Source organism: Thermobifida halotolerans (assembly GCF_003574835.2).
Classification (GTDB): Bacteria; Actinomycetota; Actinomycetes; order Streptosporangiales; family Streptosporangiaceae; genus Thermobifida; species Thermobifida halotolerans.
The window spans coordinates 1,251,246-1,272,942 of sequence record NZ_CP063196.1; the positions used below are offsets into that span (position 1 = coordinate 1,251,246).

General features: G+C 68.5%; 26 protein-coding genes and 1 pseudogene. 22 read left to right on the forward strand and 5 right to left on the reverse strand.

Translation table 11 applies throughout. The annotated features are described in order from the left end of the window. The first annotated feature begins 8 nt into the window (after window positions 1–8). The 9 genes from NI17_RS05480 to NI17_RS05520 all read left to right on the forward strand — a co-directional run bounded on the left by NI17_RS05480 (window position 9) and on the right by NI17_RS05520 (window position 9,611). Complete coding sequence (locus NI17_RS05480) at window positions 9–1,235, forward strand: cytochrome P450 (protein ID WP_068692062.1); 1,227 nt, start codon at window positions 9–11, stop codon at window positions 1,233–1,235. Further along, entirely contained in the window at window positions 1,232–1,459 is a 228-nt protein-coding gene (locus tag NI17_RS05485; RefSeq protein WP_234401974.1) for a ferredoxin, read from the forward strand. The genes NI17_RS05480 and NI17_RS05485 overlap by 4 nt, the downstream gene beginning before the upstream one ends. A 48-nt stretch (window positions 1,460–1,507) precedes the next feature. After that, entirely contained in the window at window positions 1,508–3,016 is a 1,509-nt protein-coding gene (locus NI17_RS05490; protein WP_068692064.1) for an ABC transporter substrate-binding protein, read from the forward strand. Then, a complete protein-coding gene (locus tag NI17_RS05495; RefSeq protein ID WP_084012664.1) occupies window positions 3,016–4,020 on the forward strand; it encodes an ABC transporter permease in 1,005 nt (334 codons plus the stop codon). Before NI17_RS05490 ends, NI17_RS05495 begins: the two co-directional genes overlap by 1 nt. Then, on the forward strand, window positions 4,017–4,802 hold the full coding sequence (locus NI17_RS05500; RefSeq protein WP_243597629.1) for an ABC transporter permease: 786 nt from the start codon (window positions 4,017–4,019) through the stop codon (window positions 4,800–4,802). The genes NI17_RS05495 and NI17_RS05500 overlap by 4 nt, the downstream gene beginning before the upstream one ends. Continuing rightward, window positions 4,799–6,253 (forward strand): ABC transporter ATP-binding protein, encoded by a 1,455-nt coding sequence (locus NI17_RS05505; RefSeq protein WP_068692067.1) that lies wholly within the window; start codon window positions 4,799–4,801, stop codon window positions 6,251–6,253. The genes NI17_RS05500 and NI17_RS05505 overlap by 4 nt, the downstream gene beginning before the upstream one ends. Window positions 6,254–6,333: 80 nt before the next feature. Next, window positions 6,334–6,669 carry a hypothetical protein gene (locus NI17_RS05510; protein ID WP_068692098.1) on the forward strand — a complete coding sequence of 112 codons (336 nt, stop codon included), beginning with the start codon at window positions 6,334–6,336 and terminating at the stop codon, window positions 6,667–6,669. Between the two features lie 180 nt (window positions 6,670–6,849). Then, window positions 6,850–7,872 (forward strand): acetylxylan esterase, encoded by a 1,023-nt coding sequence (locus NI17_RS05515; protein WP_068692069.1) that lies wholly within the window; start codon window positions 6,850–6,852, stop codon window positions 7,870–7,872. Between the two features lie 62 nt (window positions 7,873–7,934). Further along, window positions 7,935–9,611 carry a RecQ family ATP-dependent DNA helicase gene (locus NI17_RS05520; RefSeq protein ID WP_068692071.1) on the forward strand — a complete coding sequence of 559 codons (1,677 nt, stop codon included), beginning with the start codon at window positions 7,935–7,937 and terminating at the stop codon, window positions 9,609–9,611. A gap of 482 nt (window positions 9,612–10,093) precedes the next feature. On the opposite strand, the gene NI17_RS05525 is transcribed toward NI17_RS05520, so the two are convergent. Then, window positions 10,094–10,333 (reverse strand): hypothetical protein, encoded by a 240-nt coding sequence (locus tag NI17_RS05525; RefSeq protein ID WP_211329467.1) that lies wholly within the window; start codon window positions 10,331–10,333, stop codon window positions 10,094–10,096. Window positions 10,334–10,402: 69 nt separating this feature from the next. Here NI17_RS05525 and NI17_RS05530 point away from each other — a divergent pair, with 69 nt between their 5' ends. The 3 genes from NI17_RS05530 to NI17_RS05540 are packed head-to-tail and all read left to right on the forward strand — an operon-like array spanning window position 10,403 to window position 13,030. Then, window positions 10,403–11,500, forward strand: coding sequence for an RHS repeat-associated core domain-containing protein (locus NI17_RS05530; protein WP_243597630.1), 1,098 nt, complete (start codon window positions 10,403–10,405; stop codon window positions 11,498–11,500). Further along, a complete protein-coding gene (locus NI17_RS05535) occupies window positions 11,446–12,567 on the forward strand; it encodes a polymorphic toxin-type HINT domain-containing protein (RefSeq protein ID WP_243597631.1) in 1,122 nt (373 codons plus the stop codon). The genes NI17_RS05530 and NI17_RS05535 overlap by 55 nt, the downstream gene beginning before the upstream one ends. 16 nt (window positions 12,568–12,583) lie before the next feature. Further along, a complete protein-coding gene (locus tag NI17_RS05540; RefSeq protein ID WP_084012914.1) occupies window positions 12,584–13,030 on the forward strand; it encodes a hypothetical protein in 447 nt (148 codons plus the stop codon). Between the two features lie 84 nt (window positions 13,031–13,114). Here NI17_RS05540 and NI17_RS05545 read toward each other — a convergent pair whose 3' ends face one another. Further along, window positions 13,115–13,894: a tyrosine-type recombinase/integrase gene (locus NI17_RS05545; RefSeq protein ID WP_199860233.1), complete on the reverse strand. Its 780-nt coding sequence runs from the start codon at window positions 13,892–13,894 to the stop codon at window positions 13,115–13,117. Between the two features lie 85 nt (window positions 13,895–13,979). Between NI17_RS05545 and NI17_RS05550 the strand changes: the two genes are divergently transcribed. Next, window positions 13,980–14,792, forward strand: coding sequence for a polymorphic toxin-type HINT domain-containing protein (locus NI17_RS05550; RefSeq protein WP_147416888.1), 813 nt, complete (start codon window positions 13,980–13,982; stop codon window positions 14,790–14,792). 56 nt (window positions 14,793–14,848) lie between these two features. Beyond that, window positions 14,849–15,175, forward strand: a complete 327-nt coding sequence (locus NI17_RS05555; protein WP_147416889.1) for a hypothetical protein — start codon at window positions 14,849–14,851, stop codon at window positions 15,173–15,175. Between the two features lie 50 nt (window positions 15,176–15,225). On the opposite strand, the pseudogene NI17_RS24520 reads toward NI17_RS05555, so the two are convergent. Beyond that, a pseudogene (locus NI17_RS24520) lies at window positions 15,226–15,684 on the reverse strand (transposase); the annotation flags it as partial. A 262-nt stretch (window positions 15,685–15,946) separates the two neighbouring features. Here NI17_RS24520 and NI17_RS05560 point away from each other — a divergent pair. From NI17_RS05560 to NI17_RS24615, 3 genes are all read left to right on the forward strand, one after another. Next, window positions 15,947–16,801: an RHS repeat domain-containing protein gene (locus NI17_RS05560; RefSeq protein WP_068692354.1), complete on the forward strand. Its 855-nt coding sequence runs from the start codon at window positions 15,947–15,949 to the stop codon at window positions 16,799–16,801. Between the two features lie 233 nt (window positions 16,802–17,034). Continuing rightward, the gene (locus NI17_RS05565) at window positions 17,035–17,799 is read left to right on the forward strand and encodes a polymorphic toxin-type HINT domain-containing protein (RefSeq protein ID WP_147416890.1); all 765 of its coding nucleotides are present in this window, start codon (window positions 17,035–17,037) and stop codon (window positions 17,797–17,799) included. Between the two features lie 38 nt (window positions 17,800–17,837). Continuing rightward, complete coding sequence (locus NI17_RS24615) at window positions 17,838–18,224, forward strand: DUF6896 domain-containing protein (RefSeq protein WP_157129756.1); 387 nt, start codon at window positions 17,838–17,840, stop codon at window positions 18,222–18,224. Window positions 18,225–18,435: 211 nt separating this feature from the next. Here NI17_RS24615 and NI17_RS05570 read toward each other — a convergent pair whose 3' ends face one another. Then, window positions 18,436–18,675 carry a hypothetical protein gene (locus NI17_RS05570; protein ID WP_243597723.1) on the reverse strand — a complete coding sequence of 80 codons (240 nt, stop codon included), beginning with the start codon at window positions 18,673–18,675 and terminating at the stop codon, window positions 18,436–18,438. Then, window positions 18,560–18,913: a hypothetical protein gene (locus NI17_RS05575; protein WP_234401990.1), complete on the reverse strand. Its 354-nt coding sequence runs from the start codon at window positions 18,911–18,913 to the stop codon at window positions 18,560–18,562. Before NI17_RS05575 ends, NI17_RS05570 begins: the two co-directional genes overlap by 116 nt. Before the next feature lie 44 nt (window positions 18,914–18,957). On the opposite strand from NI17_RS05575, the gene NI17_RS05580 reads away from it, so the two are divergent. The 5 genes from NI17_RS05580 (at window position 18,958) to NI17_RS05600 (ending at window position 21,692) form a co-directional block, all read left to right on the forward strand. Then, window positions 18,958–19,302 (forward strand): hypothetical protein, encoded by a 345-nt coding sequence (locus NI17_RS05580; RefSeq protein WP_068692358.1) that lies wholly within the window; start codon window positions 18,958–18,960, stop codon window positions 19,300–19,302. After that, window positions 19,299–19,838, forward strand: a complete 540-nt coding sequence (locus NI17_RS05585; protein WP_068692360.1) for a polymorphic toxin-type HINT domain-containing protein — start codon at window positions 19,299–19,301, stop codon at window positions 19,836–19,838. Before NI17_RS05580 ends, NI17_RS05585 begins: the two co-directional genes overlap by 4 nt. 77 nt (window positions 19,839–19,915) lie before the next feature. Continuing rightward, window positions 19,916–20,341, forward strand: coding sequence for a hypothetical protein (locus NI17_RS05590; RefSeq protein WP_147416892.1), 426 nt, complete (start codon window positions 19,916–19,918; stop codon window positions 20,339–20,341). A 135-nt stretch (window positions 20,342–20,476) separates the two neighbouring features. Then, window positions 20,477–21,226 carry a polymorphic toxin-type HINT domain-containing protein gene (locus NI17_RS05595; RefSeq protein ID WP_119267765.1) on the forward strand — a complete coding sequence of 250 codons (750 nt, stop codon included), beginning with the start codon at window positions 20,477–20,479 and terminating at the stop codon, window positions 21,224–21,226. Between the two features lie 4 nt (window positions 21,227–21,230). Then, window positions 21,231–21,692: a hypothetical protein gene (locus tag NI17_RS05600; RefSeq protein WP_147416893.1), complete on the forward strand. Its 462-nt coding sequence runs from the start codon at window positions 21,231–21,233 to the stop codon at window positions 21,690–21,692. Window positions 21,693–21,697 lie beyond the last annotated feature (5 nt).

Here is a 21,697-nt window from a genome sequence, read left to right on the forward strand (position 1 = left end):
ACCCGACGATGACCCCACCCCCGGGAGCCGCCGCGCCGGAGAACCGCTCCGACGCCGCCTTCCCCGTCGCCCGCTCCTGCCCCTTCGCCCCACCGGACGACTACGCCGACATGCGCGAACAGCAGCCGCTGACCAGGGCGGACATCCCCGGAGCGAAGAAGGCGTGGCTGGTGACCAGGCACGCCGACGTCCGCGCCGCGCTGGCGCACCCGGCCGCCAGCTCCGACGCCCGCCACCCGGCGTTCCCCGCGCTCGGCGACGGCGAGCAGGCGGTGGCCGCCGAGCTGCGGCCGTTCATCCGCATGGACCCGCCCGAGCACACCCGCATCCGCCGCATGCTCGTCGGCGAGTTCACCGTCAGACGCGTCCGCGAGCTGCGCCCCGTCATCGAGGAGATCTGCGAGGAGCAGGTGCGCCACCTGCTCTCCCGGCAGCGTCCCGCCGACCTCGTCGGCGACTACGCCAACCGGGTCTCCACCACGGTGATCTGCCGGCTGCTCGGCATCCCGACGGAGGACCTGGAGTTCTTCCGGCGCGTCACCGCGGTCTCCGGCAGCCGCTCCAGCACCGCCGAAGAGGTCAGCGCCGCGCTCGCCGGACTGTTCGGCCTGCTCGACAAGCTGATCGACGCCAAGGCGGCCGACCCGCGCGACGACCTCATCAGCCGCCTGGTCACCGGTCCGCTGGCCCGGGGGGAGATCTCCCGGCGGTCGCTGCTGTCGCAGATCGGGATCACCCTCAACGCCGGGCACGAGACCACCCGCAACATGATCCCGCTGGCCGCGCTCGACCTGCTGCGCCACCCCGACCAGGTGGCGCTGCTGCGCTCCGAGCCCCACAGGTGGCCCGACGCCGTGGAGGAGCTGCTGCGCCACCTGTCGGTCGCCGACGTCATCCCGCTGCGCGTGGCCACCGACGACATCGAACTGGACGGCGCGACGATCCCCGCGGGGGACGGCTTCATCGCGCTGCTCGCCGCCGCCAACCACGACCCGCGGGCCTTCGACCGTCCCGACGTCCTCGACATCACCCGCCCCGAACGCCACCACGTGGCGTTCGGCTACGGCCCCCACCAGTGCGTCGGCCAGAACCTGGGACGCCTGGAGCTGGAGGTCGCGCTGCGCGTCCTGTTCGACCGGGTGCCGTCGCTGCGCCCGGCCGTGCCGCTGGAGGAGCTCGCGGCCCGGTCCGCCTCCGCCGTCTTCGGTCTGGAGGAGGTGCCGGTCGAGTGGTGACCCCTGCGCCGGACGGCGAGCGTCCGCTGCGGCTGCGTGCCGACGCCGGGACGTGCGCGGGAGCGGGCCAGTGCGCCCGTGTGGCCCCCGACCTGTTCGACCAGGACGGCGACGGGCTGGTCGTCCTGCTGCGCGCCGAGGCCCGCGGGCCCGCCCGCGAGCGCGCGCTGCTGACCGCCGACCTGTGCCCCTCCGGCGCGCTGCGCGTGCACGGCTCCGCCTGACCCCGCGGCTCACGGGCCGCTTCCACCCCCGAAAGGACACCCAACCAGATGAGACTGCGATCCGTTCTCGCCGCGGCGTGCGCGACCGTCCTGGTCGCGGCCGGATGCGCGAACGAGTCCGCCCCCGCGGAGGAGACCGCGTCGGTCCTGCGCTACGCGGCGGTCGGCTCCCCCGCGGCCACGACCGACGACCCGCACGGCAGGGTCGCCAACGAGGCCGACTACCTGCGCTTCGCCATGCTCTACGACGTGCTGACCGTCCCCGACGAACACGGGGAGATCCAGCCCCGGCTCGCCGAGTCCTGGGAGCCGGTCGACGGCGACCTCACCCGCTGGCGGATCGACCTGCGCGACGACGCGGTCTTCTCCGACGGCAGCCCCGTCACCGCCGACGACGTGCTGTTCTCCCTGCGCCGCATCCAGAACAAGGGGGCGGAGAACAACGGGCGGCTGTCGATGTTCGACCTGGACTCCTCGCAGGCCACCGGCGAGCACGAACTGGAGTTGGTCACCGCCCGCCCCTACGCCGAGGTCGGCGCCGCGCTGGCGGCGCTGACGTTCGTCGTCCCCGAAGGCAGCGACGACCTCACCGAACCCGCCGTCGGCTCCGGGCCGTTCGTGCTCGGCGACGGCGACGACACCACCGCCGTCCTGGAACGCAACGACGACTGGTGGGGCCCCGCGCCCGGCGTCGAGCGCCTGGAGATCATCGCCATGGCCGACCCGGCCGCCCGCGCCGCGGCCGTGACCTCCGGGCAGGCCGACGTCGCGGGCAGCGTCAGCCCCACCGTCGCCGACGAGCACGCCGACGCCGACGGCCTCCAGGTGGTGCACCGGGCCGCGGCGGTGAACTACCCGCTCGTCATGGACCTCGACAGCGAGCCCTTCGACGACCCCGACGTCCGCGAGGCCGTCAAGCTCGCCCTGGACCGCGAGCAGCTCGTGGAGACGGTCTTCCTCGGCCACGGACAGGTCGGAGCCGACATCGTCAGCCCCGCCGACCCCTCCGCCCCCGACACCGCCCCGGTCGACCGCGACGTGGAGCGGGCGCGCGCACTGCTCGCCGACGCCGGACACGGCGACGGGCTCTCCCTCACCCTGCACACCACGAACTCCTACCCCGGCATGGAGGAGACCGCGGTCCTGGCCGCCGGGCAGCTGGCCGAGGCCGGTATCGACGTCCAGGTCGAGGTGGGACCGCCCGACACCTACTGGGCCGAGGTGTGGAACGTCGAGTCGTTCTACCTCAACAGCCTGGGCGGCAGCGCCTTCGTCGACTTCGCCCGGATGGCCCTGGTCTCCGACGGCCCCGTCAACGAGACCGGGTGGAACAACGAGGAGTGGGACGCCGACTTCACCGCGGCGCTGGCCACCGCCGACGCCGCCGAGCGCCACGACCGCCTCGCCGACCTGCAGCGGCGCGTCGCCGACGAGGGCGGCTACGTCGTGTGGGGCACCGGCGACGGGCTCGACCTCGCCGCCGACACGGTGACCGGCCTGCCCACCGGCCCCGGCTTCCACCGGCTGTTCATCGACCAGGTCGGCGTGGACGGCTGATGCCGACCACCGCGAAAGCCGCCGCCCCCTTCCCCTCCTCGGGGGGCGGCGGCCCCGTCCGCGCCGCGGTGCCCGTCGCGCGCACGGGCCTGCTGCTCGTCGCGGTCTCCATCGCGGTCTTCACGGCCACCGACGTGCTGCCGGGGGACGCCGCAAGCGTGCGCGCCACCCCCGGAGCCACCCAGGAGCAGGTCGCCGAGCTGCGCGCGCAACTCGGACTGGACCGCCCGGCCTGGCGGCGCTACGCCGACTGGGCGGGCGGCCTGCTCACCGGCGACGCGGGCACGTCGCTGGTCAACGGCCGCCCCGTCGCCGACGCCGTCGCCCAGCGAGGAGCGGCGACCACCGCCCTCGTCGGCGGCGCGCTGCTGGTGGCGGCCCCGCTCATGCTGCTCCTGGGCTGGTGGGCCGGGGCGGCACGGCGTACCCGGGGAGTGGTCACCGCCGTCCTCACCGGGGCCGCGGCGATCCCGACGGCCGTGGTCGCCAGCGGCCTGGCCGCCCTGCTGTCGGGGGCGCTGGGGCTGCTGCCCGCGGTCTCGCTGCTGGCTCCGGGGGTCTCCCCGCTGCGCAGTCCCGAACTGCTGGTGCTGCCGGTGCTGTCGGCGGCGCTGCCCACGGCGCTGTTCGGCGCGGGCCTGCTGTCGGGGGCGGTGGCCGACACCCTGCGCAGGCCGCACGTCGCCGACGCGCGCCGCCGGGGCCGCCCCGCCTGGGCCGTGGCCTGCGTCGACGTGCTGCCCTTCCTGCTGGCCCCGTTCGCGCGCGTGGTGGCGATCAGCGCCGGGGGGCTGATCGCCGCCACCACGGTCGTGGAGACGCTGTTCGGCTACCCCGGCCTCGGTTCGCTGCTGGTCTCCGCGGTCGCCGCCCGCGACGTCCCCGTCGTCCAGGCCATCGCGATGCTGGCCGCGCTGGTCGTCCTCGCCGGACTGCTCGCCGCCGACCTCGTCGCCGCGGCGGTGAGCCCCCGCCGCACCGGACCGCTCGGGGAGGCGCGGTGAGGAGCGTGCCGGTCGCCGCGGTGGTGCTGGCGCTGCTGGCCGCGGCAGTCGGCGGCCCGCTGCTGGCCCCCCACGACCCCACCGGCGTGGTGGCCGCGGCCTGGCAGGCCCCCGGCCCCGGCCACCCGCTCGGCACCGACGGTCTGGGCCGCGACGTGTGGTCGCGGGTGCTCGCGGGCGGACGCGACCTCGTCGCCACGGCGGCCGTGGCCGCCGTGGCCGCGTCGGCGGTGGGGGTCGCCGGGGGACTGGTCGCGGGCTGGGCCGGGCGGATCGCGGACCAGGCGCTGACCGGCGCGGCCGACCTGCTCCTGGCGGTCCCCTCCCTGCTGCTGGCGCTGGTCGTCGCCGTCGCCGTCCCGGGGCGGGCCGCCGTCGTGGTGGCGACCGTCTGCGGCGGCGCCCCCCTGACGCTGCGCGTCGTCCGCGACGCCGTCCACGACGTCCGCCACGCGGGCTACGTCGAGGCGGCGCGGGCGCGGGGGGAGCGCCCCGCCTCCGTGCTCGTGCGCGAGGTGCTGCCCGCCATGCGCGGACTGGTCGCCGCCGACCTGGGACTGCGCCTGGTCATCGCGGTGCAGATCGCCTCGGCGCTGGGCCTGCTGGGCTTCGGGGCCGCCCCTCCCGCCCCGGACTGGGCGCTGATGCTGCGGGAGAACATGCCCGGCGTCGCGGCCAATCCGGCCGCGGTGGCCGCCCCCGCGGCGGCGCTGGGGCTGGTGACCGTGACGCTGGCCCTGGCCGTCCAGACGGCCGCGCGGCACGACGGGGGACCGCGGTGACCGCCCGGTCCGCGGTCACCGCGGTCCCGGGACTGCGGGTCCGCGGCGTCGAGGTGGCCGACGCGCGCGGCCGACGGATCGTGGGACCGCTGGACGTGGACGTCCCCGCAGGACGGGTCGTCGCGGTGGTGGGGGAGTCGGGAAGCGGAAAGACCAGCGCGGTGCTGGCCGCGCTGGACGCCCTGCCCCCGGGACTGCGCCGGACCGGCGGCACGACGCTGTGGAACGGGAACCCGGTGGTCCCGGGGCGGGCCGCACGCCGCTGGCGCAGCACCTCCGTGGGACTGCTCGGCCAGGACCCGGCCGCCGACCTGCACCCCCTGCGCACGGTCGCGGGCCTGGTCGCCGAGGGCTGCCCCGCGCTGCGGGGCCCCGCGCGCGACCGGGCCGTCGCCCGCGCGCTGGACGACCTCGGCCTGGACCCCGGCCTGCTGCGGCGCCGCCCCCACGAACTCTCCGGCGGCCAGGCCCAGCGGGTCGCGCTGGCCCGCGCGGTCGTGGGCGCGCCTCCGCTGCTCGTCCTGGACGAACCGACCAGCGGCCTGGACACGGCGACGGTGGCACTGGTGGCCGCCCTGCTGGAGCGGCGGCGCGCGGACCCCGGCGCGGCCGCTCTCGTCGTCTCCCACGACCGCTCCTTCGTCGAGCGGATCGCCGACGACGTGGTCGTGGTGGGCGGGCGCCCCGCCCGCCGTCCCGCCCCCCTCCCCGCGGGGCGGCGGACGGGCTCCGGACGGCGGGTGGTCCTCGCGGCGCGCGACCTGGCACTGTCCGTGCCGGGCGGCGGGCGGGTCCTGCTGGACGGGGTGGAACTGGAGGTGGGCAGGGGCGAGTTCGTGGCCGTCCTGGGACCGTCCGGGTGCGGCAAGTCCACCCTGCTGCGCGCCCTGGCCGGACTCCACCGGCCGCGGAGGGGCACGGTCGAGGTGGACGGCCGTCCGGTGCCGCCCACCGTGGAGGGGCGCGGCCGCGCGCTGCTGCGGGCGGTCCAGTTCGTCGGACAGGACCCGGTGAGCGCGCTGAACCCCGCGCACCGGGTGGGCGCCGCCCTGGCCCGGCCCGCGCGCCTGCTGCGCGGGATGTCGGCCGCCGAGGCCGCCGCGACGGCCGCCGACCTGCTGGACGCGGTCGGCCTGGCCCCGGAGCTGGCGCACCGCCGACCCGACCGGCTCTCCGGAGGGCAGCGCCAGCGCGTCGCGGTCGCGCGGGCGCTCGCCGCGGACCCCGACGTGCTCCTGGCCGACGAGGTGACCTCGGCCCTGGACGCGGAGACGGCCCAGGGCCTCCTCGACCTGCTGGACCGGCTGCGCGCGGCCCGGGGGACGGCTCTTGTCGTGGCCACCCACGACCGCGCGGTGGCGGCCCGGGCCGACCGGGTGCTCGTCGTCGACCCCGAGGGGCGCGGACTCGTCCCCGAAGGGCGGCCCCGACCGCTCCGGGAGCCCGGGTGAGCGGCGGGCGGGGCGTCGGCGCGGAAGCGGCGCCCCGCCCGAGAATGTCACCGCCCCGCCGCACAATGCGGGGTATGGAGATGCGACGCTGCCAGCGATGCGACCTGATCGTCGACCAGGGGTGCGCCTGCCCGGAGAACTCGGCGGAGCGGGCACCGGCGGGGCCGGGCCGCCCGACGCCGGTGCCGGGAACCGGCTTCCTGTCCACCTCGATCCTGATCTCCCCGAGGCGCTACGCGCACCGACCGCACTGCGGTCACCTGTCGGTCCCCGACATCGCGCCGCCCGTGTGGGGCTGGATCACCGATCCCGACCCGCACCTGTGGCGGCGCATCAGCGAAGAACATCCCGTCCGGGCCACGGAGGGCAACACCGAGCGCCTCGCCACCCGGCGCTGCCAGGACTGCGACGCCTGACCCGGGAGGGGGAGCGGCCGCGGGAGGTCCGGGGGCGGCGCGGGCCGGGCGTCCGCGATCGGATACCTTTCCCCGCGTGAGCCGCCGGTGCGCCGACCGCCCCCCGGCCGCTTGGACGCACCCGGCCGTGCCGGACCGGCCCGGCACGGCCGCCGGACGACCGAAAGGACAACGGCGACCATGCACGTCGACCTCCCCCTCGACCGCCTTCTGGAGTACCGGGCGACAGGCGACGCCCCGGCGGACTTCGACGACTTCTGGCGGTCGTCGCTGGACGAGGCGCGCGGACACGCGCTCGACCCGCGCGCCGTCCCGGTGCGCACCGCGCTGCGCACCCTCGACGTCTGCGACGTCACCTTCAACGGCTACGGCGGCCACCCGGTCCGGGCGTGGCTGAGGACACCGAGAGGGGCCGACGGTCCGCTGCCCGCGGTCGTGGAGTTTCCCGGATACGGCAACGGCCGCGGCGACGTACTGGAGGCCCTGGAGTGGGCGAGCGCCGGGTTCGCGCACCTGACCGTGGACGCCCGCGGCCAGGGCGCGGCCGGCAGCCGTGCCGGGGCCACCCCCGACCCGGTGGGCAGCGCCCCGGCGTTCCCCGGCTTCATGACCCGCGGCATCGAGGACCCCGCCACCTACTACTACCGGCGCGCCATCGTCGACGCGGTCCGGGCGGTGGAGGCCGTGCGGGCGCTCGACGCCGTCGACCCGGCGCGCGTGGCGGTCGTCGGCGGCTCCCAGGGCGGCGGCCTGGCGCTCGCCGCCGCCGGACTCGCCGACGGCCTGGCGGGGGTCGTCGCCCGAGTTCCGTTCCTCTGCCACATCGACCGCGCCATCACCGTCACCGACGCCCACCCCTACGCGGAGATCCCCCGATACCTGTCGGTGCACCGCACCAGGGCGGGCGCCGTGCTGCGGACCCTGTCCTACGTCGACGGCGTCCACTTCGCGGCCCGCGCCGCCGCTCCCGCGCTGTTCACCGTCGGACTCATGGACCCCGTCTGCCCCCCGTCCACGGTGTTCGCCGCCCACAACAACTACGCGGGAGCCAGGGACCTGCTGGTGTGGCCCTACAACGCCCACGAGGGCGGCGGTGTGGCGGACCTGCGCGCCTCCCTGGACTTCCTCGCGCCGCTGCTCGACGGGAGACCCGTCACGGCACGCGGCACGGTCACCGTCCACGGCGAGTCGTCCGGCGGGTGAGCGCGGCGCGCCGCGTCCCGCGTCCCGCGTTTCCCCCGCACCCCTCGGGGCAGCGTGGGGACATGTCCGACTTCTCCGCAGGTCAGACCGGTGGTCCCGCGCGTTCAGGGGGTGGTGCGCGCGACCGGCTGCGGCGACGCGCCGAGGAGGTGTTCGACTGGCCGAGTCTGCGCCCCGAGCAGCTGCGGGCGATGGAGACGCTGCTGGAGGGCCGGGACGTGCTGGTCGTCATGCCCACCGGCGCGGGCAAGTCGGCGATCTACCAGGTTCCGGCGCTGGAGCTGGACGGTCCCACGGTCGTGGTGTCGCCGCTGATCGCCCTGCAACGGGACCAGGCCAGACAACTCGACGCCAGCGACGCGCCCGACGCCGTCGCGGTGAACTCCGCGCAGCGCGGCGGCGACAGCGAACGGGCGTGGGACGCGGTGGACTCCGGTGCGGCCGAGTACCTGTTCCTGGCGCCGGAGCAGTTGGCCAGACCGGAGGTGGTGGACCGGCTGCGGGAGGCGCGGCCCAGCCTGTTCGTGGTCGACGAGGCCCACTGCGTGTCCGAGTGGGGCCACGACTTCCGCCCCGACTACCGGCAACTGGAACCGGTGATCGACCGGTTGGGGCATCCCCCGGTGCTCGCGCTGACGGCCACCGCGGGCGGACCGGTTCGCGACGACATCGTGGCCGGTCTCGGGCTGCGCGATCCGGTGCGGATCGTCACCGGGTTCGACCGTCCCAACCTCCACCTTCAGGTACGCGCTTTCGCCAGCGACGACGGCAAGCGCGCGGCGGTGCTCGACTGGGCCGCGTCCGCGCCGACCCCGGGACTGGTCTACGCCGCCACCCGCGCGGACACCGAACGCTACGCCGCCGACCTCGCCGGGCGCGGCGTACGCGCGGCGGCCTACCACGCCGGACTGCCCGCGGCGGAGCGCAGGCGGGCGCACGGGGAGTTCCTGGCCGACCGGATCGACGTGGTGGTCGCGACCTCGGCGTTCGGCATGGGCATCGACAAGCCGAACGTCCGGTTCGTGGCCCACGCGTCCATCCCGGAGTCCCTGGACGCCTACTACCAGCAGATCGGACGCGCCGGACGCGACGGCGAGCGCGCCGAGGCGGTGCTGTTCCACCGGACGGAGGACGTCGGGCGGCAGCGGTTCCGCACCGCCCGCAGCGTGGGCGCCGCCGACCTCCGCGCGACCGCCGAGACGGTGCGCGACCAGGAGGGGCCCGTCAGTGCCGAGGACGTCGGAGAGGAGACCGACCGGTCCCGCCGCGCGGCGCTGAACGCGCTCAACCTGCTGGAGGAGGTCGACGCGGTCCACGCGACCGGCCGGGGAGGCTTCGCCTACGGCGAGGAGGTCTCTCCCCGGGAGGCGGAGAGACGCGCGTCGGAACTGGCCGACCGGCGGCACCGGTTCGAGCGCACCCGGCTGGAGGTCATGCGCAACTACGCGGAGACCCGGTCGTGCCGCCGCCAGTTCCTGCTCGGCTACCTCGGTGAGGTGCTGGAGTGGCCGTGCGGCTTCTGCGACACCTGCGAGGCGGGCACGGCGTTCGAACAGGCGGAACCGGGCGGAGCCGGCGAGGAGTTCGCGGTGCGCTCCCACGTGCGGCACGCCGAGTGGGGGCCGGGAACGGTGGTGCACCGGGAGGCCGACCGGCTCACCGTCCTGTTCGACGAGGTCGGCTACCGCACCCTGTCGCTGCCCGCGGTCCGCGACAACGACCTGCTCACCGAGGAGTGACCGCCTGACGCCTCGTGACGGCCCGCCCCCCGCCCCGACGGCTCGCCGACCGGCGGAGCCGACGCATCGGAGCGGGAGGCGCGCCCCTCCGGAGGAGGTCTCCCCGGCGCGGTTCCCCCGGGGGAGGCGGAAATCCCGGTGGAGTGGGGAATGCCGATCGTGTGGTGTGGTGGGTGTTCCGGGTATCGCGGTACCGAGGTGGCGGTTCGGGGTGCCGTCGTGTGTCGGAGGGTGCCGTGTGGTGCCGGGGGAGTGCGGAACTTGAGAGCCGACACGGAGCGGACACGGCCGTGTGCGGGAGCGTGTGGCCGGATCCGGCCATTTGTCGAGGTTTGCGGCTGAGGCGAGGGGAACCTTCGCAGGTTGGCGAACCCTCTGTTGGTTCTGTCACACTCTCCGTGGTTCTAGGTGTGGTTTACACGTGATCTTGGTCTGGCTAGTTTGATCCCGGCCTAACGGAATATCGGCCGGGTCGCCCCGATTCAGCGGATGTGTCGCGTGCTGGATCGGGTGGGTTTCGTGCTGCGCAGGACGGGTGCGGGTGTGCTGGCCGGTGTGGTGGCGGCGGGGCTGCTGTGGGCGGCTCCGGCCTCGGCCGACGACGAGGAGTCGGCGGAACCGGATCTGACGGCCGGGGAGGAACAGGCCCTGGCCGAGGCCGCGGAGACGGGGGAGCCGGTGGAGGTGGCCTCGGCCACACCCAGTGCTTCGCCTATGACCACCTGCGCCGCCTCACCGAGGTGTGGACTCCCGACGTCCACGGCACGACCGCGTGCGAGGCGGCCCCGGACGTGGACGAGTTGGGCGGCGCCTCCCCGTACTGGCACTCCTACACCTACGACGCGGTGGGCAACCGCGAGACCGAGGTACGCCACGCAGCCAGCGGAGACACGGTCCGCACCTACACCACCCCCACCGTCGGCCAGTCCCAACCGCACACCCTCACCCAGGTCGAGCAGACCGGCCCCACCGGCACCCGGTTGGAGCAGTACACCTACGACGCCTCCGGCAACATGACCGGCCGCACCACTGCGTCCCGCGACCAGGACCTGGAGTGGGACGCCGAGGGCAGACTGGTCGAGGTCACCGAGGAGGACGGCTCCACCACGTCGTTCCGCTACGACGCCGACGGCCAGCGGCTGGTCCGCGAGACTTCCACCGAGGCGGTGCTGTACCTGGCGGGCATGGAGGTCCGGCTGGACAAGACCGTGCCTTCGGTGGAAGCCACCCGCTTCTATGAGCACGTGGGCGAGACCGTGGCGGTGCGCACCGGTGACGGCTCGGTGAACTGGATGTTCTCCGACCACCAGGCCACCGGACAGTTGGCGGTGGAGGCCCTCACCGGCCAGACCGTGCGCCGCCGCACCACCGCGTTCGGCGCCGACCGGGGCAGCACCGGCACCTGGCCCACCGACAAGGGCTTCGTCAGCGGCACCGTCGACGAGTCAACCGGCCTGGTCCAGTTGGGGGCGCGCGCCTACGACGCCAACATTGGCCGGTTCATCTCGGCGGACCCGGTCATCGACTTCGCCGACTCCCAGCAGATGCACGGCTACGCCTACGCCAACAACAGCCCCATCACCTTCTCCGACTCCGACGGGCTGATGGTCAAGGGGCCAGGAAAGAAACAGGTCAGCGCGAGCACAGGTGGAAGGCGAATCAGGCACAACCTGAGAGGTGCTGCCCGAAAAGCCGCTCACCAGGCGTACAACCGCTACCACGGAATCAGTACGGGAACGCCTCGGGGGGGGGGGGTGGTTCCTCTGCGGTTCCCTCGTCTTCGTCGAGTAGTCATGACGAGGCCCGGGAGGAGTTGGCGGAGGCCGCGACAGGGTTGGCCAAGATCGTCGCGGACGAGTTGGGCATCAGTGCGGGCATCGAGTGTCTGACCACGGGCGATATCGGGGCGTGTGGTGAGACGGCGCTGAACGTGGCGATGGCGTTGTTCGCGCCGGGCGGGGTGCTGGCCAAGCTGGCGGTCAAGTACGCGTTGCGGTGGGGCAAGTTCGCCAGCCTGGTCTCCAAGGTCAAGAAGCTGGGTGGCGAGATCATCTCGGCGGTCAACACGCTGATGAAGAAGGACCCGGGCAACGCGGTGTCGGCTGCGGCGTGTCCGGTGAGAGGGCCCAACAGTTTTGTTTCCGGTACTCGGGTGTTGATGGCTGACGGCACGTCCAAGCCGATCGAGAAGGTCAAGACCGGCGACCAGGTACTGGCCACCGATCCCGAAATCGGCGAGCAGGGTCCCAGGACGGTGCTGGCCACCATCGTCGGCACGGGAGCCAAGACCCTGGTCGAGATCACCGTGGACGCCACCACCGAAAAACCCGCGGACGACGACAGCGACCGGGAAGGAACTCCCGGGCCGACCGCGGTCGGCGACGTCATTCTCGCAACCGACGGCCATCCCTTCTGGGTTCCCGAACTCGGCCAGTGGGTTGCTGCCATTGACCTGACCCCGGGGATGTGGCTGCAGACCTCGGCCGGCACCTGGGTCCAAATCACCGCCATCCAGACGTGGACCCAGGCCGCCACCGTCCACAACCTCACCATCCAGGACCAGCACACGTACTATGCGCTGGCAGGGGCCACACCGGTCCTGGTTCACAACAGCGGAGGGTGCATTCCGGCCCTCCGGAATTGGAGCAGTCAGCGCTTCCAGTTCGGAAACCAGACCTTCCTTCTGGACAAGAAGGGAATGGAGCACATCCTCACTCGTCATCATCCGAAGATGTGGGATGGCTCAGTAAGGGCTCAGCAGTCGTTCTTCGACCCCAAGATGAGCGTTGCTGATGTTCAAGATGCAATCGGGCAGGTCATGCGCCAGAACAGGGATACGCTCGTTCAGCGAGGAAGTAGGGGCATGTATCAGATTCAGGGAAACGTCAACGGAGTAGACTACGTTCTCGGCATGAATCGGGGCCGAGTCGGCCAGTTCTACCCTGTTACTCCCTGACATGAGGAATCGCAGCGTGATCGAGATCGAGACGTACCTGAGGGCTTCGGACGGCAAGTTCGTGCAGGTTGATGCCTGTGCCGCCCGTCCAGCTGATGCCGACTACGTCGAAGGTGCGGTGCGAATCGCCATCCACGGAGTCGAGATCATTGGGGTCAGCGAATGGGACTACGTTGACCAGTTGTGGGCATACGTGGCCAGCATGATTCCCCAACTCTCGACTGCGGGGTACGCGTCGACCTATTTCCCGGATCAGCCGATTGAACTCTCTTTTCGGCGGCAAGGATCTCAGGTTCTTGTTTCGGCGAAATCGAGCAATGGCGTGAAGAGGGCGAGCGTTTCAATGTCTGAGTTCGTGGCGTCGCTGAGGGATGCGGGAGCGGCGTTCTTCGGTAAGATGTCGGAGCTTCTCCCGGAGAACGAGGACTCCTATTCCGAGTCTCGTCGCGAATTGTTGTCGTGAATTGACTCGATACCGAGAGGCCCCGCCAGAGTCGACCTCTGGCGGGGCCTCTCGCCGTCTTGACGGCAGTAGTTGACGGCAACGTCAGCGGACGAGCGCGTTGCAGGGTGGCGGTTCGTCGCCGTCGGAGCGTCCCGTCTTGGTGGGCTCCGGGCTACCGAGCGCGGTGCCAAGGGTGTCGATGGCATCGCGCTGGAGGCGGAGCCGGACGTGGGCGTAGACGGTGGCTGTGACGCCGATGTGGGAGTGGCCGAGGAGTTCCTTGATCACGACGAGTTCGACGCCCTGTTCCAGCAGCAGGGTGGCGGTGGAGTGGCGGAGGTCGTGGAAGCGGATGCGGCGGAGGCCGGCCTTGCGGAGGAGCGTGTTGAAGGCGCGGGTGAGGTTGGTCGGGTCGATCGGCCCGCCCTGTGCAGTGGTGAACACGTGTCCGCTGTGCTGCCACGCCGCGCCCGCGGTCTCGCATTCGCGCTGCTGCAACTCGTGGTGGTACTTCAGTGAGTGGACGCAGCGGGCGGGGAGGGCGATGCGGCGCTCGGAAGCCCGCGTCTTGGTCGGCAGCGCGGTGAGCCCGCCCGTGGTGGTGCGCTGCAAGGTGCGGCGGATGGCGGCGGTACCTGCGTCGAGGTCGAGGTCTTCCCAGCGCAGGCCGAGGAGTTCGCCCTTGCGGAGTCCGGTGTGAAGAGCGAGTTCGAACAGGGCGTGCAGCCGATGACCTTGCGCGGCGGTAAGGAGCTGGCGGGCTTCGTCGGCGGTGAGGGGTTCGAAGCGTCGAGGTCGCGGAGTGCCGGTGCGGACATTGCGGGCGACGTTGCGCGGGATCTCTTCCTCGCGGACGGCGTGCTCCAGGGCGGACTTGAGCACGGAATGGATGTAGGTCAGCGTCAGCGGGGAGAGCAGCTTGCGGCGGCGCAGCAGCGGGGTTGGTCACGCCGGGTGTTGATGGCTGATGGCTGATGGCACGTCCAAACCGATCGAGAAGGTCAAGACCGGCGACCAGGTACTGGCCACCGATCCCGAAATCGGCGAGCAGGGTCCCAGGACGGTGCTGGCCACCATCGTCGGCACGGGAGCCAAGACCCTGGTCGAGATCACCGTGGACGCCACCACCGAGAAACCCGCCGCCGGCGACAGTGACCGGGAAGGAACTCCCGGGCCGACCGCGGTCGGCGACACCGTCATCGCCACCGACGGCCATCCCTTCTGGGTTCCCGAACTCGGCCAGTGGGTTGCTGCCATCGACCTGACCCCGGGGATGTGGCTGCAGACCTCGGCCGGCACCTGGGTCCAGATCACCGCCATCCAGACGTGGACCCAGGCCGCCACCGTCCACAACCTCACCGTCCAAGGCACCCACACCTACCATGTACTGGCAGGAACTGCGCCGCTTCTGTCGCATAACTGTGGAGGAATTGGCGACGAAATTTATGAAGAGATTGATTATTTTTATGGCTCCAAGGTTGCTTCCGGGGTCGACTATAACCATCAGAGAATGTGTCCAGTTTGCAACCCGCCAAATGAGGCTGCTGATCATAGTATTGCTGGCATAGGGGATGATCCCCGGGTGTTGGCTGAGTATCTTTCTGGGCGACAGGGAAATGCTACACATTTCGATCCTCGAACTAATGCTCAAGTCTCTTATGATGCGGGCAGGTTGGATGGAAATGGTAGGGGTGTGGTGATTATTGAAAATTCTCACTTCATTCACGCCTACCATCTAGATCCTGCGGATTTCAATAGGCTCTATAGTCCACTTGGGTAGGGATGATGAGGCGGAAGGTTCGGATCAGGCGTCAGGGCGATGCCTACGTTCTTGGTTTGACAGTTTCGCAGTTTGATTTGGTGAGGAGGGTTGTAATTACCTCTTTTTCGGGTATTCGGAAAAATCCCGAACTGGTTCAGATTTTGGCTGGTCCGGCAGCTGGTGATGTGTTTGAAGCTGTAGTTCAAAAGGATCATTCTGGTCAAATAGGTCTCGTTGAGATCGAGCTCACCTTACTTGAATTGCATGCAATCTATAGCATCTTGTCGAGTGCTTATGTAAAAGTAGGATCCGAAGAGGCCTTCTATATGAGGAACGGATTTTTTTCCGAACATGTCCAAGGAGTGGTTTGGGCAATTGATTCTGCAATGAGAGAACTGTAGCCTCTCGTATGAGGAAAAAGGGGATGCTGGCAGAATTTTATCAACCCGCACTAAGCGCCTTTTCTGAAGTTCTGCGCGTAACCAGCGAGGAACCACGGACTGGTCCATGGCGCGACGGTGACCAGTAGTTGGTCGGGTAAACGAGCGCGGAAGAAGGCATGCGCCTGCCGTTGGTGACCCGGCCAGTTCACTGCGGTGTTGGTCACAGAAGTCTTCACCGTGGCCCAGACCCGTTCGGTCGGGTTGTCGTGCGGACTGTGGCGCACCCCGGAACCACAGGTGCAGACCGGGATGAGCAGCCACGAACTCCCGCACCGCGCGGGCGTGGTGGATGCTGTCGTGGTCGCAGACCACCATGATGCCGGAGTGGTCAAAAAGTCGCTACCACCTGCTCCAGCAAAGCCATGACGTCGACCGCGCGGTGCCGCCCCAACCGGTAAGCCCGCTGCCCTGTGGCCACCTTCCAACGCTCCCGGCACCGTGATCTGCCGATTTCGGCCCGGGGGAGGCGGCGCGGACAGGGACACTTCCCGCATTCGGAGGCAGGTACTCGGCGCACCGGCGTCACCGCAGTGCAGACGTGCAGTTCCTCGCCGACGTCGCAGTTGGGCAGTCCCAGCCGCACACCCTCACCCAGGTCGAGCAGACTGGCCCCACTGGCACCCAGTTGGAGCAGTACGGCTATGACGAGGCGGGCAACATGACCAGCCGTCTCACCCCAGTTGCGACCAGGAACTGGAGTGGAACGCCGAAGGCCACCTGGTCCGGGGCGTGGAGAACGGTGCCGAGACGGAGTTCCGCTGCAACGCCGACGGCCAGCGCCTGATCCGCGGAACGCCCCAAGACGCGACCCTGTACCTGCCCGGCATGGAAGTGCACCTGGACAAGATCGCGCTGCTGCGTGAGGCCGTCCGCTACTACGACCATGCCGGTGAGACAGTCGCGCTCCGCCAGGACGACAAAACCCTTCACTGGCTGTTCTCCGACCACCACGGCACCGGCGGACTCACCATCGACGCGCAGAGTGGGCAGACCGTGCAGCGCCGGTTCACCGCGTTCGGCTCGATCTGCGGCTCCACCGGACAGTGGTTGGACGAGAAGGGCTTCGTGGGCGACACCATCGATGAGACCACCGGACTGGTCCAGTTGGGGACACGCGCCTACGACTCGGCGATCGGCCGGTTCGTCTCCAACGACCCGGTCATCGACTTCACCGATCCCCAGCAGGTCCACGGCTACGTCTACGCCAACAACAACCCCGTCAGCTTCAGCGACCCCGACGGGCTGAAGCTGATGAAGAGGTACAAGAGACCGCGCCTGTCCAAGGCCAGAGCGGCCAGCAGGCCACCCTCTCGGGGCTTTGCGGGCTCGTCGGTCGGCCGGCGGCTTCCGCCCCGTCCGACCTTCCAGCAGACGGTCCTCTACAGCATTCGCAAAACGAACGCGATGGTGAACCGGATCCCGTTCGCTCCGCAGTTCAGGGACGCCAGCGTCGGCTCCATGATAGCCCTGTACGAGTCGTCGCCCATGGTCTGGATCACCGAGCCGGTGATGGAGCACTCCACCGGAATGTCCATGTCCGAGAGCATGCGGATCGTCGGGGTGAACAAGAACTCCGGCTGGTAAAAGGCAGGCTACCTGCCTACCTTCATCGGCACGCTGATCTCCCCGGGAGGATGGGTCGGCGCCGGAGTCAAGGCGGCCTCTCTGGGGGCAGGGCGGCGAGCGGGCTGAGGGGGCTGGGGGCGGCTGCGGCGAACGGCGCCAGGAGTGCGGGCAGTGCTGTGAGGAGCGGCTGGCAGAAGGTCCGGAACGCCGTTCAATGATGTAACAGTTTTGCCCCGGGCACCCGGGTGCTGATGGCCGATGGCATGTCCACGCCGATCGAGGACGTCAAGGTCGGCGGCCAGGTGTTGGCCACCGATCCGGAGACCGGCGAGCAGACTGCCAGGACGGTGCTGGCCACCATTGTCGGCACGGGGGCCAAGACCCTGGTCGAGATCACCATTGATGCCACCACCGAGAAACCCGCGGGCGATGAGGGGGACGGCAGCGGTGCCCCTGGGCCGACCGCGGTCGGCGACGTCATTCTCGCCACCGACGGCTACCCCTTCTGGGTTCCTGAACCCGGCCAGTGGGTTGATGCCATCGACCTGACCCCCGGGATGTGGCTGCAGACCTCAGCAGGAACCTGGGTCCAGATCACCGCCATCCAGGCGTGGACCCAGGCCGCCACCGTCCACAACCTCACCATCCAAAGTGACCACACCTACCAAGTGGTAGCAGGCAATCAGGCGATACTCGTTCACAACGACGATCCTGATGGCTGGTCATCTCCGTTCGACCTTGAGCGCACGCACCCGATCGGAGGTAACGCCTCCTCTAAGCTGGTAAGGAAAATTACGGAAAGTATGCGTAATGGCAGATGGCAAGGTGGTCCGATTTCCGTGGTAGAGAACGATGGAAGACGGTTCATTGTGGACGGACATCACCGCACCGCTGCGGCCAAACGTGCCGGAATCGACGTTCCCTATAAAATTGTGGATCTGCCCCACAAGGGATACAGTGGCATGGACGACGTTATGGAATCATGGTCCGTATGTGGTAACGATAGGCTCCGCTAGTGTCTGATGAGTCTTCCATAAGCGCAGTGCGATCATTCGTGAGCTCACTGCAAGCGACGCGATCCCGAGTGCTTGCCCAGGTCGAACGGGCTGAGAGTGTGCAAGACATCGTCTATATGGCACAGAAGCGGATTATTCCGCGCGATGAAATCCTTCCTGATGGCACTCAATATTCAGTTCACGGGATCGGTTGCCGCATGACGGATCCCGAAGGTGCTGAGGTTGACGTCGACATCGACGATGAGGGGCTCGAAGTGTTCGATGCATGGCGTGTATACATGCATCTAGAGAGTGTGTCGCCAAGCAATCCAGTGTCTCGGGAGGAAATTTCAATGGCTTGCCAGAGGCTTGTGGAGTTGGGTGAACTGCGAGAGGTGAGAGCGAATTGGTTTCAAGTCGCAGTCCGCAGTTATAATCCTCGCTAAATTTCCCGGTCGTCTTATTTTAAAAAGGTTGGAAAAAAGAAAAACTGAGGCCTGCCGAAAGGTGTTCGGCGGGTCCCAGTTGCGGTTTGACGGCTAAGTGACTGAACCTTTTTCATCCTGCTTCGCGGAGTTGAAGGACCAGCACCCCTTGGACGAGTTCGTCGGATGCGGTGGGGGCAGCACCGTAGTCGGCGGAGGACGTGCCAGTTCTTCAGTTGGGCGATGGCCCGCTCGCCAGGAGCGCGGAGTGTGGCGTGGGCGGAGCTGGCGTCCTTCTTCTCCCGTGGCTTGTCCGGCCCTTGGACGGGCACAACACCACCCCCGGGGCCAGACCGTCATAGCCCTTGTCTGCCAGGCCGAGCAGTCCCGCGGTCTGGATCCGCTCGGCGAGCCGCCGGATGCGGGCGGCCCGGGTGTCGTGCACCGCCAGCAGTGCGTGCGAGGCCCACATCAGCTCCCCCATCCGGACAGGCGGCCACCTGCACGTTCATCCCACGCCAGTGGTGCTTGCTCGAGGAGAACGGGTGCTCGGTTGCCAGGTGGTCACCGGGGATGAGAGTGCCGTCCACCACCACATAGGCGTGTCCTCGTCGTCTGGCCTGGCCCGTCCCCTGCTCCACAGTGGGAGCCAGCTGGGCCAGCAGGCGGGTGGTTGCGCGTACGTACCGCCATGCGGTGGAGACGCTCACTCCGAAACCGGCGGCCAACTGGGTGAGGGGCTCGCCTTTGCGAGGTGAACCAGGACGAGCAGAGCCTGGGCGGCGAGATCATCTCGGCGGTCAACACGCTGATGAAGAAAGATCCCGGCAACGCGGTGTGTCCGATCGGCAACAGCTTCGTGCCCGGCACCCGGGTATTGATGGCTGATGGCATGTCCAAACAGGTCGAGAAGGTTAAGACCGGCGACAAGGTGCTGGCCACCGACCCCGAAACCGGCGAACAGGGTGCCAGGACGGTGCTGGCCACCATCATCGGCACGGGAGCCAAGACCCTGGTCGAGATCACCGTGGATGCCACCACCGAGAAACCCGCCGACGACGACAGAGCAACGGGGAAGGAACACCAGGGCCGACGGTGACCGGCGACACCGTCATCGCCACCGACAAACACCCCTTCTGGGTTCCCGAACTCGGCCAGTGGGTTGATGCCATCGACCTGGCCCCCGGGATGTGGCTGCAGACCTCGGCCGGCACCTGGGTCCAGATCACCGCCATCCAGGCGTGGACCCAGGCCGCCACCGTCCACAACCTCACCGTCCAAGACCAGCACACTTACTATGCCTTGGCGGGCGAGACGACGGTTCTTGTTCACAACAAAAACTGCCCTATAGACTCGGTGATAGGGCCTGCTGGAGAGACATTGCCGCTGCCTAAGGGGGCTGTTGGCACACCGTCCGCCACGGGTAAGGGTTGGGTCTATGATATTCCGACCGGAACCGAAGGCCTTGATCCTCGGGTGGTGCAAGTTCGGGTGATGGATCCTGTCACCACTGGCAAATATCAATACCCGAACGGTTATGTTGTGTATATGAATAGAGGGGGGCAGTCAGTTAACCCCCTAAATGGGCAGACGGTCGGCAAGGCCGACCCATACAATCACATCCCGATCCCATGACTTCAATAAGTGATTTCGTTCAGAATATGCTATATTCGGCAGTTCTCGACTCGACCGAAGTAGACCCTTTGAGGGAAGTGGACGCACTGCAAGAGGCGCAGTTGCTCGATTCCCAGGTGTGCCACTTGACTTCCACTGCAGCTCTTCTCTTTGAGCTACGCACTTCCCTGCAGATTGATTTGGGAAATTCTGCACTTCTTGTGGTTCGAGGGTTGGCCTCATTTAACTGGAATTCACCAACAAATCGGCTTCCTCTCGCGGCTTTGACAGTCGTTTCCAGTGTTCCTGGCAGGTTAGATGGGTTCTTTCATGGGAAGTTTGGATTCTTTCCGGAAGGGGAGCTTGTGGTGGTAGGTGATTTAGCGGAGTTCTATGTGCTCGAAGTGGAAGGAATCGGAGACGTTCCGCCTGACTATTCGAGTATGGATCTGAAGCGGATTCAAGGCTCCTTGCCTTCTTGGTCTTCTGCGTGCGCCCTGCTTCAGGCATCGATTTCGCGCTGAAGTAACAAGCTTCAGAGATGGAGGGAGTAAATTTGGTCCCAGATACCACACTGAGATGATCTCAGTGGCTTTCAGGTGAGTCTTTCGTGTCCGGTGAGAGGGCCCAACAGCTTCGTGCCCGGTACTCGGGTGTTGATGGCTGATGGCACGTCCAAGCCGATCGAGAAGGTCAAGACCGGCGACCAGGTACTGGCCACCGATCCCGAGACCGGTGAACAGGGTCCCAGGACGGTGCTGGCCACCATCGTCGGCACGGGAGCCAAGACCCTGGTCGAGATCACCGTGGACGCCACCACCGAAAAACCCGCGGACGACGACAGCGACCGGGAAGGAACTCCCGGGCCGACCGCGGTCGGCGACGTCATTCTCGCAACCGACGGCCATCCCTTCTGGGTTCCCGAACTCGGCCAGTGGGTTGCTGCCATTGACCTGACCCCGGGGATGTGGCTGCAGACCTCGGCCGGCACCTGGGTCCAAATCACCGCCATCCAGACGTGGACCCAGGCCGCCACCGTCCACAACCTCACCATCCAAGACCTGCACACGTATGTACTGGCCGGGGCCACGCCGGTATTGACCCACAATTCCGGTCCGGATTGTGGAGTTCCAGTTGGTGGCAGGAATGGAGACCGTCTCGGCGGCGAGGACTTCCATGGGAGTGACTACAGCCTCGACGAGATGGTTGAGTTCGTGAACGGACATACGGGTGACGGGAACCCGGCGATGGGACGTCCGTCCGCTGCTGAAATTGAGACGACACTTCGGCAGGCCGGGCCGCGCCAACTCGACGGGCAGAACTCGTCGAGGTTTGACCACAATGGCGTCCGCGTAATTATCAACTGGGATATGCCGTGGAAGTCCACGTCGTATTACCCTGGCAGGTGAATGGATGAATGTAAGTGAACGCGGCGAATGGCTCGGATGCTTCCTGACGGATGTAGATATCCGTCGACTGGAGAGCGTCTCCGTTCCAGTTACCCCGGAGCGGGCCTTGGGGCTGGTTGAACTGCTGGAGAGTTGGCGCAATCACGTTCTCAGGATTGAGGCGGAGGTGGGGCTTCCCGATTCCGACAGAACGGTGTGGGGCGTCTATGACTTGATTGCCGCCCTCACGCTCAGGAGTTTCATCTCTCGTGGCATGAAAAACGCCGACTCGGGTTTCCTTGGGGGGTTCAGGCGGGCGCTCGATGATGTTGACTCCAGATTTATGAAGTTCACTGAAATTGATGAATCTGGAATCGTTCGTCGTATCGATGGGGGTGGGCGATCGAATGGCGAATGGTGGTGGGATCGAGTTCCACGGATTGGCCCGATCCGTCGAGAGGTCGAGCGAATCAAATCGTCATCGTGACCTGG